General features: G+C 62.0%; 7 protein-coding genes. 5 read left to right on the top strand and 2 right to left on the bottom strand.

What is annotated here, in order from left to right; translation table 11 throughout:
* Positions 1 to 663, bottom strand: coding sequence for a hypothetical protein (locus ACUIAG_RS05735; RefSeq protein WP_445339307.1), 663 nt, complete (start codon positions 661 to 663; stop codon positions 1 to 3).
* Positions 664 to 823: 160 nt separating this feature from the next.
* Here ACUIAG_RS05735 and ACUIAG_RS05740 point away from each other — a divergent pair, with 160 nt between their 5' ends.
* From ACUIAG_RS05740 to ACUIAG_RS05760, 5 genes are all read left to right on the top strand, one after another.
* Entirely contained in the window at positions 824 to 1,654 is an 831-nt protein-coding gene (locus tag ACUIAG_RS05740; RefSeq protein ID WP_445339308.1) for a winged helix-turn-helix transcriptional regulator, read from the top strand.
* Between the two features lie 61 nt (positions 1,655 to 1,715).
* Positions 1,716 to 2,363: an endonuclease III gene (gene nth, locus ACUIAG_RS05745; protein ID WP_045925156.1), complete on the top strand. Its 648-nt coding sequence runs from the start codon at positions 1,716 to 1,718 to the stop codon at positions 2,361 to 2,363.
* A 10-nt stretch (positions 2,364 to 2,373) separates the two neighbouring features.
* A complete protein-coding gene (locus tag ACUIAG_RS05750) occupies positions 2,374 to 3,906 on the top strand; it encodes an ABC transporter substrate-binding protein (RefSeq protein ID WP_445339309.1) in 1,533 nt (510 codons plus the stop codon).
* A gap of 44 nt (positions 3,907 to 3,950) precedes the next feature.
* Positions 3,951 to 6,692: a valine--tRNA ligase gene (gene valS, locus ACUIAG_RS05755; protein WP_445339310.1), complete on the top strand. Its 2,742-nt coding sequence runs from the start codon at positions 3,951 to 3,953 to the stop codon at positions 6,690 to 6,692.
* 320 nt (positions 6,693 to 7,012) lie between these two features.
* Positions 7,013 to 12,511 carry an RCC1 domain-containing protein gene (locus tag ACUIAG_RS05760; RefSeq protein ID WP_445339311.1) on the top strand — a complete coding sequence of 1,833 codons (5,499 nt, stop codon included), beginning with the start codon at positions 7,013 to 7,015 and terminating at the stop codon, positions 12,509 to 12,511.
* 65 nt (positions 12,512 to 12,576) lie between these two features.
* Here ACUIAG_RS05760 and ACUIAG_RS05765 read toward each other — a convergent pair whose 3' ends face one another.
* Positions 12,577 to 12,933 (bottom strand): chorismate mutase, encoded by a 357-nt coding sequence (locus ACUIAG_RS05765; RefSeq protein WP_445339312.1) that lies wholly within the window; start codon positions 12,931 to 12,933, stop codon positions 12,577 to 12,579.
* Positions 12,934 to 13,065: the final 132 nt, after the last annotated feature.

The following is a 13,065-nucleotide window of genomic DNA, read 5'->3' on the forward strand; positions in this document are numbered from 1 at the left end:
TCAGAACGTCGCCTGCAAGACCATGACGGCCAGAACCACGATGGATCCGGCCAGAAGGACCGACATCAGCCCCAGACCAAGGGCCCCACGCCGATCAGCTGCCTCCTGGGCCCAGCGATAGCCCGAGGTCATGAGCCCGACCAGCAGCAGCAAGGCCACAAGCACCACCAGGATCGGCATCAGGTCAGGTCGCAGGCCTCTGATCAGCTCTGGCAGGAAGACCCACCCCGAGGCGGCGACGGCGGTCACCCCGCCCATGGCGGTTGCAGAAATGCCACGAATGACCATCCGCCTGTCCCGACGCAGCATCTGCCGAACAAACATGAACACGGCCAGGAGGGCCAGCAGGAATGCCGCAGTCGACAGCCATGCCCAGAAGGCACCGGGCCCCTGCACGACCAGGGCCGGCGCCAGAGCGACCAAGGTCAGCAGACCGGACATGGCTCGGTCAGGACCAGGTCGGATGCCTTTGCCCACCAAGGGCCAATAGGCCAAGAGAGCCGATGCCAGCCCCAAAACCAGAACGGCCTGCACCCATCGAGCGACCCGGGGCTCTGCCAGCAGGCCCAGCGCTGCGCCCGGCAGGATCAGGGCCGCCAAGGCCAGCAGCTGGGTCATGGCGGGCGCGCGCCCACCCCAGTTTTCTTTTACGGTCTGCGCCATGGGTCCTCCTGCCTGTCCCCGTCGGGGAGCCATACGTCACATCCTAGGGCAAGGCCATCCTGTGAACTCGGAGCCCCGGTGACGGGCCGATTGTACAATGATGACGACTGTTCAAGGAATCCACCGCTATGGACGAACGGACAGGGAAGAAGGTACCCCCGTGACGGATCTGACCCTGATGACCTGCGCCGAGGACCCGGCATCGGTTCTGCCCGCCTTGGCCCTGCTCTCCCATCGAGTGCGCGTTCTTCCTCTGGATGCCGCCTCCCTGGTAAGAATGCCCGAGGACACCGTGCTGCTGATCGATGCCAGCGACGACCTGGCCGAGGCCAAGACCCTCTGCAGCCTGACCCGAGCCTCGGGCCTGTCCACGCCCATCATCCTGATTCTGAGCGAGGGCGGCTTCACCGTGGTCAACGCCAGCTGGGGTGTGGCCGACGTGATCATTCAGTCCGCATCGCCCGCCGAGGTCGAGGCCAGGCTGCGTCTGGTCTGCCAGCGCGTGACCCCGACACGCAAGCCTGATGCTCAGCCAGAAGAGGCGGAGGACCAGGTGCCCACCGGTCAGGTCCGCTCGGGTGACCTGGTTGTGGATACCGAAAGCTACACGGCCCGAATCCACGGCCGTCCCATCAACCTGGCCTACAAGGAGTTCGAGCTGCTCAAATACCTGGTTCAGCATCCAGGCAGGGTCTTCACCAGGGCCCAGCTCCTCCAGGAGGTCTGGGGCTATGACTACTACGGCGGCACCAGGACGGTGGACGTGCACGTGCGGCGGCTTAGGGCCAAGCTGGGCAGCGAGTACGAGCACCTGATCGGCACGGTCCGCAACGTGGGCTACCGGTTCGACCCGCCTTCATCGGCGCGAACGGCCCAAGCTCCCAGGGCCACGACAGAGGCAGGAAGCGAACCGGATGCCGCCGGTCAAAACGACAGCCAGTCCAAACAATCCAAAGATGCCAAGAAGAAGAAAACCGATCATAGTGACTGATGCATCATCCAATCGAAAGCACCGCCAAGGCAGGGAGAGCAAGGCCCGGCGCCTGACCCGCATGCACGAGGAGTACCGCATCCTCTGTCAAGTCTTTCCCGAGGCGGTCTGCGCCCTGCACTTCCGCAACCCCTTCGAACTGCTGGTGGCCACGGTCCTGAGCGCCCAGACCACCGACAAGCGGGTCAACTCGGTGACCCCCGAACTCTTCGAACGCTACCCCGACCCTGCAGCCATGGCCCAGGCCCAGCCGGCCGAGCTGGAGGCCATCATCCACCCGGTGGGCTTCTACCACGCCAAGGCCCGCCACCTGCTGGGGCTCTCACTGATGCTGACCGAGGACTATGGCGGGCAAGTCCCCCAGACCATGGAGGAATTGACCAGTCTGCCTGGCGTGGGGCGCAAGACCGCCAACGTGGTCCTGGGCAACGCCTTCAACATTCCAGGATTCCCTGTGGACACCCACGTCACCCGGGTCACCGGCCGCCTGCGCTGGCGGACCGACTGGCGCAGCACCCACCCCGATCCGGTGAAGATCGAGCATGAGATCTGCGACTGCTTCCCTCCCGAGGACTGGACCAATCTATCGCACAGGTTGATTCTCCACGGCCGGGCCACCTGCCACGCCCGCAAACCTGACTGCCTGCACTGCCCACTGGCCGAGACATGTCCCAGCGCCGAACTCCTGGCCGGACCGGCCTCTCGGTAGAATCAAGACCATGGCACGCGGCAGACACAGAGGAATCAGCTCCGGAATCATCTTCATCCTGGTACTGGCGGTCCTGACCGCGGGCACTTACATGGCCTGGCCGTTGTTGACTGGCCGAGGGGGCTGGCGGCTGCCCTGGAACCTTGGAGGTTCGGGCCAGGTAGTGCGCATCCGGGCCCGCCAGGCCCCCGTCTCCCTGGACATCCGCACCGAGCCCGGCCGGGCCACCGACCAGGCCCTGATGGGCAACGTCTACCAGACCCTGACCAGGCCCGACGCCCAAGGTCGGCCGACTCCTGGACTGGCCCAGAACTGGGAGGTGTCCGCCGATGGGCTGCTCTACACCTTTCATCTACGCAATGATGCCCGCTTCGCCGACGGACGCCAGCTGACCTCAGAGGATGCCCTCTGGTCCCTGCGGCAGATCCTCAATCATCAGTATCAGGGCCACCAGGACCTGGATGACCTGGCCAGGGTCACCAACCCGGATGAAGCCACCCTGGTGATCAGGCTGAAGAGCCCGGATGCCCATCTGCTGACCGCTTTGAGCGGTCGGGCCGGCATTGTCTACGATCGCCAGGCCCGCGTCAACTACTCCACCCAATCGGCCGGATCAGGCCCATATCAAGTGGATGACTGGCAGCCGGGAGCCAGTCTGACCCTGACCACCAACAAGTCCTACCGGGGCCCGGACAAGGCTTCCATCCACAAGGTCATCTTCAGCTATGCCGGCAGCCCCGAGCAGACCGTAAAAGATCTGAACCAGGGACGTCTGGACGCTGTAGTGGACATGGATCCGGCTACCGCCAAGCAGGCCGGCAAGGCTCCGACAGCAACACCCAGCACAAACAATGTGGTCCTGGCTTTCAACAACGAGGCATCCAGCCTGCTGTCCGACCAACATGTGCGCGAGGCCGTTCGCTACGCACTGGACCGTCAGGCGCTGGCCGATCTGGAAGGCGGCGCAGCCAAGGCGCTAGGTGGACCACTCAACCCGCTCAGCCCAGGCTATGATCCCGGTCTGCAGGCCTTCCCCTTCGATCGTGTCCAAGCGGCTCGTCGATCCTCCTACTATGCCCAGTCCTACTATCACGGCGGCCTGCGCCTGGTCTATCCCCAGGAATTCGGCAGCCAGGTGGGCGATCTGATCAGCACGCAACTGAAGGCGGTGGGCATCCCCACCCAGGTCTCCATGGTGGATCAGGCTGCATTCCGCGATCAGGTGCTCACCCGTCACGACTACGACATGGCCCTGCTGGTCATGGACAATGACGACATCGACCGCTTCGCCGACCCCAACTCCACCATGCTCTTCGACAACACCGAGGTCCAGGAATCCTGGAAGCAGGTCAAGGCCAGCACCGACCAGAACACCTATGCCGGGCGGCTGCGGGCTTTCGCCCGACAGGTCAGCGACCTCTCCCCCAGCGACTGGCTGTATGAGCGCACGCCCTTGGTCCTCAACACTCCCCGTCTCCAGGGCATGCCCAGCTCTCTGTTGGATCGCTACCTGCCCCTGTGGAACCTGCGCATCCAGGGCTGAAAAGGCCGGCGCCCCTTGTCACTGTTCGTCCATAAAATGCTGGTATGTCTGCTGAACACCAAGGAATCGTCAATGCCCATCTGACCCCCCTGCCCGACAGGGTGGGTGTGGATGGCCTGGAGGAAAAGTGGTGCCGCGACTGGGATGAGTCCGGCGTCTACCGCTTCCGCAACACCCGCGAGCGCTCCGGCGTCTACTCCATCGACACCCCGCCGCCCACGGTTTCGGGGCATTTGCATGTGGGGCACGTCTTCTCATACACCCATACCGATGTGATCGCCCGGTTCAAGCGGATGCAGGGCTACGACGTCTTCTACCCCATGGGCTGGGACGACAACGGCCTGCCCACCGAGCGGCGGGTCCAGAACTATTACGGGGTCCGCGTGGATACCTCGCTCAAGTACGATCCGGACTTCAAGCCCCCCTTCCATGGGACCAAGGGCAAGAAGATCAGCGCCAAGGACCAGGTGCCCGTCTCCCGGCAGAACTTCATCGAGCTGTGCGAGGAACTGACCGCCGAGGACGAGAAGCTCTTCGAGCAGCTCTGGCGGTCGCTGGGGCTGTCGGTGGACTGGTCGCAGACCTACCACACCATCGGCGAGCATCCACGCCGGGTGGCACAGAAGGCTTTCCTGCGGAATCTGGCCCGGGGCGAGGCCTACCAGAAGGAGGCCCCGGGTCTCTGGGACGTGACCTTCCAGACCGCCGTGGCCCAAGCCGAGCTGGAGTCGCGCGAGTATGACGGCTTCTACCACAGGGTGGCCTTCCGGTTCGCGGACGGCACGCCGATATACATCGAGACCACCAGGCCCGAGCTCTTGGCAGCCTGTGGCGCCCTGATCGCCCATCCAGACGACAAGCGCTACCAGAAGTACTTCGGTCAGAAGGTCTACTCCCCCCTGTTCAAGGTGGAGGTGCCCATCCTGGCCCATCCCGCTGCCGAGATGGACAAGGGCGCCGGCATCGCCATGTGCTGCACCTTCGGCGACGTGACCGACGTGCAGTGGTGGCGGGATCTTAACCTGCCCACCAGGTCCATCATCCAGCGCAACGGACGAATCGTCATGGACGTGCCGGATTGGATCACCGATGAGGGCGGACGGCGCATCTTCGAGCAGACCGAGGGCAAGACCACCTTCTCAGCCCGCAAGATCATCGTGGACGCCCTACGCGAATCCGGCGACCTGGACGGCGAGCCCAAGCCCACCAAGCGCATGACCAACTTCTATGAGAAGGGCGACAAGCCCCTGGAGATCGTCACCTCCCGCCAGTGGTACCTGCGCAACGGCGGCACCGACCAGAAACTGAACCAGGAGCTGCTGGAGCGCGGCAAGGAGCTCCACTTCCACCCGGACTTCATGCGGGTGCGCTACAACAACTGGGTCGAGGGCCTGAACGGCGACTGGCTGATCTCCCGGCAGCGCTTCTTCGGAGTCCCCTTCCCACTTTGGTACCCGGTCAAGGAGAACGGCGAGACCGACTACGCCCATCCCATCACCCCGGCCGAGGACAGACTCCCCATCGATCCCAGCAGCGATGTACCCGAGGGCTTCGAGGAATCCCAACGCGACCAGCCCGGCGGCTTCACGGCCGAGAAGGACATCATGGACACCTGGGCCACCAGCTCCCTGACGCCTCAGATCGTGACCCACTGGGCCGAGCCGGGCGAGCAGGATCAGGCCCTCTTCAAGGCCACCTTCCCCATGGATCTGCGTCCCCAGGGCCAGGACATCATTCGTACCTGGCTCTTCAGCTCCATGGACCGCGCCCACCTGGAGAACGGTTGCCTGCCCTGGAGCGACACCACCCTGTCGGGGTGGATCCTGGACCCGGACCACAAGAAGATGAGCAAGTCCAAGGGCAATGTGGTGGTGCCGGACGAACCCATCAAGAAGTATGGCGCTGATGCCGTGCGCTACTGGGCATCCTGCGCCCGGCTGGGTCTGGACGCCACCTACGATGAGGGGCAGATGAAAATCGGCCGCCGCCTGGCCGTCAAGCTCCTCAACGCCGCCAAGTTCGCCCTGGCCATCGGGCGGGAGGATGAGAACCATAAGGTCACCCAGGCAGCGGAGGCCACCTGGGACCCCGCTGACGTCACAGTCCCGCTGGACCGGGCAGTCCTGGCCGGCCTTGCCCAGGTGATCGACCAGGCCACCAGGGCCCTGGAATCCTACGAGCACTCCAAGGCCCTGGAGGTGGCTGAATCCTTCTTCTGGGACTTCTGCGACAACTACATCGAACTGGCCAAAAACCGGGCCTACGGAACTGCGGATGCCACCGGCAGGACCCCTGGAGAAGCCCAGGTGCTCAGCGCCCGCACAACCCTGGGGCTGGTCCTGGACGCTCTGGATCGTCTCCTGGCCCCCTTCCTGCCCTTCGCCACCGAAGAGGCTTGGCAGTGGATGCATCAGGGGGATGGATCGGTTCACCGGGCCTCCTGGCCACGTCCGGAAGACTATCTGACCGCCGCCCAAGGCCAGAATCCTGCTCTTTTGACTTGGGCAGGCAAGGCCTTGGCCTCCCTGCGACGGATCAAGTCCGAGGCCAAGGTCTCCATGAAGACCCCCATCCTCTCCGCCTCCTTGAGTGTGGCGCCGGAGGGCCTCGAAGCCGTGAAGGTCGCCCTGGACGACATAGCCGAAGCGGGCAGGGTCACCGGAGATCTGGACCTGGTCGAAGAGACCGCTCAGTCCGAGGCGACGGGAGCTGGCGAGGATGAGGCGGGCATCCGGGTGACCGCCAGCCAGCTGGGCGAGCCACCCGCCAAGAAACCTCGCAAGTAGGCTCCACAATTCCCCAATACAACCGAGGCGGTTCGGCCATAGGCACCGCCCCGGTTTTCTTATCCGTGTCACTGGTGACAAGGGCAATCTGCAATGCCAGTCGAGCCATCGTCGTTCATGCAAAAAGTACAGCTTCCATAATCAACAGCATGCCTCTTGCAGTGAATTTGCCCTGCAACACCCTGACCACAACACTCTAAACCGCCCAAAGATTGCAATGCTACAGTAAAAGTTATAGAGGGACTTTATTTTAGTGTGCGTCGACGCAGATTTTGGGGCCACAACCTGGGGAATCAGCACGCTTGGGGAGGAAGAGTCGAATGGGGAATGCTCATGGCATCCGCAGACTGGTGACGTTGACAGCCATGATTGGGCTGGCGCTGATCGGAGCATCAACAGGCGCATACGCAACCACCGGCGACATGACACCTGCATCTGCCACAGAATCGCCCTCGCCCAATCCTAACAGCAGCGCAAGTCCATTGCTCCGGGCAGGCAGCGGGGCACAGGCTGGAGCCGCTGCCCCGACCGCATCACCGTCACCGCTGGCCAGCGACAGCCCCTCCCCGTTCAAGTCCATCCAACCGTTCAACGAGGAAAAGACGGACAAACCCTCGGGGAGCAGCTCACCGAGAGCCAAGTCGCCACAGACCAGGGATTCATCCTCATATACCCTTACTTTCGAGCCTGCCGGGGGCTCGCTGACGTCCGGCTCGCCGGCCTTGAGCCAGACAGTAACCTCAGGTCATCTGGCATCTCCTCCTACCGTCACCAAATCAGGCTACCTGTTTGACGGATGGTTCCTCAAAGGCTCCGATGTAGCCTATGACTTCGGCAAGCCGGTCACCAGCGCGCAGTCGCTGACGGCCCATTGGTCGTCGGTCAACGACGCCCAGTGGACGACAGCCGACGTCAGCGGTGACGACACCGGGGGCTCTGCAATCACCCTGACTCCCCCCAAACCCAGAGGGGTGAGATTTGCACAGGTCAGCGCCGGCCACGACCACACCCTGGCCGTAGGTTCGGACGGCCACGTCTACGCCTGGGGCGACAACAGCAAGGGCGAGCTTGGCGACAGCACCACAACCAACAAAAACACGCCAGTGCGGATCGCTGAAAACGAGGCCATCAAGGGAAAGACCTTCATATCCGTCAGCGCGGGAACCACATTCTCCATGGCCCTAGCCTCGGACGGCACCGTCTACACCTGGGGCGACAACAGTCGCGGCGAACTCGGCAACGGGTCCACCACGAATTCTTCAGTGCCGGTAAAGGCGAATCTCAACGTCACCATCACCGCCATCAGCGCCGGATACTGGCATGCCATGGCCCTGTCCTCGAGCGGGACGATCTACACATGGGGAGACAACGAATACGGCCAGCTCGGCAACGGGCACACGGGCGTCAACGTCAACGCTTCACCAGCAGCGGTCTCTTCATCCGGCGTCACTTTCACCACCATCAGCGCCGGATACGATTTTCAAACGGCGCTGGACAGCCAAGGACATGCCTACGCCTGGGGACGCAACCAGGGCGGCCAGCTCAGCATCGGCACCATGGACGGCACCAGCAGTGGTTCCAACGTCTACACTCCATCGCGTATTTACGGCGACTCGACCGGCAACCCAGACAGCACTGTCTACACCGACATCGATGCAGGGTACCTGCACGTCCTGGCACTGAGCAATACAGGCAAGGTGTACTACTGGGGCTATCCCCTGACCAAGGGCAATGACGCCAATACCGACAGCGTTCACTCCTTCTATCCCAGTCTGTTAAGCCTGCTCCCGGGAACGGCGACGCCTGTTTCAGTGAGCGCCGGGGACTACTCCTCTGCGGTGGTCGACTCTGCAGGCAGCCTGTACATGTTCGGCAGCAATTCCAGCGGCCAGCTGGGCGACGGAACCACAAGACCCAAATCAACTATGACCAAGGTGAGCCTGACTGGTGTCACGGTCAGCGAATTCGATGTCTGCCGGCACAGTCTGGCCATCGGCTCGGATGGGCTCCCCTACAGCTGGGGGGAAGCGAAAAGCGGCAAGCTGGGACAAGGCAGCAAGGGACCTCAAAGCGGTTCGCAGACCAAGCCTGCAGCGGTCAGCCCACCCCAGACAGATCTGGCCAAGGTGACCTTCGGCAGGACGGATGTAGCCAAGGCCGACACCAACAGCCCGATCAGCCGAACTTCAGCAGGCGACGACACCTGGAGTTCAAATACCCCATGGACGGTCACTACCCCGCACCACACTTACGGAACCACCAAGATCAGAATCAACGACGGTCAATGGTCCATTGGCGGCGCCGCACAGCAGGGGCAAAGCATCGGCAACTATACATTCACACCCACTGCCCAGAAGATCACCTTTGATTCGGACGGAGGCTCATCAGCCTCGGACCAGTTCGTCACCGCAGGCAAGCAGGCTTCACCTCCCACCGTCACCAAGGCAGGTTTCCTCTTCGACGGCTGGTTCATCAAGGAGGCGGACGGCAGCTCCAATGTGGCCTACGACTTCAGCAGTCCGGTCACCGGGCCACTGAATCTGAAAGCGCATTGGTCTTCGTCAGATATGAAATGGAAGACCTCGGATGCCCTCCATGGCGACGACACCGGGGGCTCCAAAATCACCCTGACTCCCCCCAAACCCAGAGCAGTGAGGTTTGCCCAGGCCAGCGCCGGGCGCTACCACACCCTGGCTGTGGGTTCTGACGGACACGTCTACGCCTGGGGAAATCAGGCCAGCGGCGGATTGGGAAACAGCAAAGACTCAGGCACGGCAACAACTCCGGTGCGAATAGCCGAAAATGATGCCATAAAAGGAAAGATCTTCATAGCCGTCAGCGCCGGCGACACTTACTCTATGGCCCTGGCCTCCGACGGGACGGTCTACACCTGGGGCAGCAACGACAAAGGCCAGCTCGGCAACGGCACTGCCGGAAGCTATTCCAGCGAACCAGTAAAGGCACAGACAGGCAATGCCAAAATCACCGCCATCAGCGCAGGACGGGCATACGCCATGGCCTTGGCCTCGGACGGCACGGTCTACACCTGGGGCAGCAACGTCCAAGGCCAGCTCGGCATCGGCAGTTCAGACAAGGGCAGCCATTCCTCCCCCGCCAAGGTCACGGCGTTGTCCGACATCACCGCCATCAGCGCAGGGTTCACCACAGGCACAGCCCTGGACAGTCAAGGCCACGCCTGGACTTGGGGCCAGAACGACAAGGGGCAGCTCGGCAACGGCGCCCCTGCTGACAATCCGACACCGACACGTGTCCAAGACCTGGGCACCGGACGGCCTGATACCCGGTTCTATATCGCCATCAGCGCGGGCTATCAACACGTGTTGGCACTGGATACGGATCATGACCTCTATGGATGGGGTTCCGGCACCGCCATCGGCTCCACTACAGATACCAATGTCAGTACGAGAGGATCCACCGCGATTAGCTTTGGAGACGAGCCTGTCAACATCACCTCCATCAGCGCGGGCGACGATGGATCCGAAGCCATAGACGACAGCGGAAGGATCTATACCTGGGGCAATGAGGGTTACGGACAGCTAGGCAACGGGACGAACGATAGCACCGCTTGGCAGACCAGCCCGAAAGCCATCACCCTGGCTCAGCCGGTGAAGGCCCGCGCGGTGTCCACCTCCGGCCATCACCAGACAGCCGTCGGGTCTGACGGATTGCTCTATACCTGGGGATACGGCTACTTCGGCCAGCTCGGACGAAACGGGGCATCCTCAGTGCCCGGCACCACACAGCCGCCGCAGATCACCCTGACCAAGGTCGCCTTCGGCACCATGGCCAGCAGCACCAAGCCAGCCACAAACCTGACCCAGACAGGTAAAGACACCTGGGATGCAAACCGGGATTGGACCTTCGTCACACCCGCGTACCCGTATGGCCCCACCAGTTTCACTATCACATGGACTATTGCCGACGATACCGGAGACTCAAGGCAGAGGCAGCAGTTCGACTACACCTTCGATCGGACCAAGAAGCGCATAACACTTGACCCCGAGGGAGGTACTGGAGCTGCATGGACAAGCAAAGACATCGAGGAAGGCGAATTGGTACCCCGACAGACCCTGGCCAAAACGGGCTTCCTCTTTGACGGGTGGTTCGTCAAAGCGGATGACGGCAGTTCCAATGTGGCCTACGACTTCGGCAAGCCAGTCACGGACCCGTTGACCCTGGTCGCGCACTGGACCCCTTCGGCTCCAACTTCTGTCGACCCAACCGTCAGTCCATCCACTGGCGGATACCAGGTCACCATCACTCCGCCCTCGCAGCGCGGCATCCGCTTCGCCCAGGTCAGTACAGGCAAAAACCATACCCTGGCTGTCGGCAGTGACGGCAACGCCTACGCCTGGGGAAACAACAGCACGGGACAGCTCGGCAACGGCAGCAAGGACAGTAGCAAGACACCCGTCCAAGTGAAGAAGCCCGACGGAATTGGCGACAAGGACAACTTCTCCTACATCCAAGTCAGCGCAGGATATGGATTCTCGTTGGCCCTCGGCAGTGACGGCAATGCATACGCCTGGGGAGACAACGGCAGGGGGCAGCTCGGCAAGGGCGCTGCAGGCGGCACCAATACGACGCCCGTCCAAGTGAAAAAGCCCTCCGGTGCAGGTACTGACTTCGCCTACACCCAGGTAAGCGCAGGAGGCTATCATTCCCTAGCCGTCGGCAAGGATCATCAGGCCTATGCCTGGGGGGACAGGAGCAACGGCGGACAGGTGGGCGACGGTAACACGACCGGGAACGCCCCTGCTCCTGTAGCCGTCAACGCAAGCGCCACCAGTCCTGGGTTCCAAGTCAGGCAGGTCAGTGCGGGATACCAGCACTCTCTGATCATCGGCATAAGCGGACAAACCTACGCCTGGGGATACGGCGCCAGCGGCAGACTGGGCAACAATGCCAAATCCTCACAGGCCACTCCTGTGTCGGTGTCGTCACCCGTGAAATACGAGGACGGATCGATAGGATTCTTCGCCACCCAGGTCAGCGCAGGAGGCTCGCACTCCCTGGCCATTGGCAGAGACGGCAAAGCCTACGCCTGGGGTGCGAATACCGACGGACGACTGGGCACCGGAGACACCAATGATGCCGCAATACCAACCCTGGTGGCCGATCCCGACGGAGGCAGCGATGGATTCAAACCCACCGAGATCAGCGCCGGAGGATGGTTCTGCGCAGGAATCGACGACAAAGGGAAGATATACACCTGGGGAAACAACGGTCAAAACGCCCTGGGCAATGTCTCCGTCACGGGATCCATCAGCGCATCCCCCGTTCTGGTGAGCAAAGACGGCAGCACCATACAGATCAGTGCAGGCGAGCGCCAAGTCCTGGTTATCGACTCCAACGACATGGCCTATGGCTGGGGCGACAACAGCAGCAGACAGCTAGGAACCAATTTGGACAGCACTTCCGTTAAGGCAGCCACCTTGGTCTGCCCGCCGCAATTGACCATCAGCTCGGTCACAGTAGGCACGGATCCGGATACTGCTACAGTTCTTGAACTGACCCGGAGCGGCACAGCCGACGCATGGGGATCATGGAATACCTGGACCTTCTATACCCCAGCCTTCAAGGCGGGCCGGACAACAGTCAACGTCACCTGGAATGTGGGCCAAGGCAACCCTCAAACCGAGAATCTGCCCTTTACCTACAAGGATATTCTGCCTCTGACCGGTAGCCAGGGTCTGCTCATCATGCTGCTTGTCGGACTTTTCATAACGGTGACTGTCCTGGCAGCAAGACAGCATTACTTGGAAATGGCTCGTCAGACTCTAACCAGCACTCGCTGATACCTTGTGGCCGATGGCATAGGAATTGATCCGAGCTGTCGGCCATGACCATACGATGGATTTCCTCAGTGTGAGTTGGCCTGATCGGCCAGCCGTTCGTGGTCGCGCTTGGCGGCATCGGCCACCAGATGCAGATAGGCCTCAGCCAGATCCGGGTCCAGCCCGTAATCATCAGCCTTGTCTCGCAAGGCAGCTATTTGTGTTCTCTCCCGGCGCATATCCGCCGAGGCGAATCCTGCCTGGGCCTTGAGCAGCCCGATGCGGTGGGTCACCCTGAACCGTTCGGCCAGCATGGCGACAATGGCGGCATCGATGGTGTCCACATCGGCACGCAGTTCCTCCACCTGGCGGGCAGCCTGGGCCTGTGGACCCCCGCTCTGCACCTGGTCATCGATCACTGTTTCCATCTTCGCATCGCTCATAAAATACCAGTCTAATCAAGCGCCATAGGCGACTACGACAAGCCCTGCCGCCACTGTGACACTGGTGTTATTGTAGTGGATGGGATTATTGACTCTTGGGGAGAGAGTCTCGTTCGTCTACACCTGCCTATA

It is taken from the genome of Bifidobacterium sp. ESL0825, from assembly GCF_052606465.1.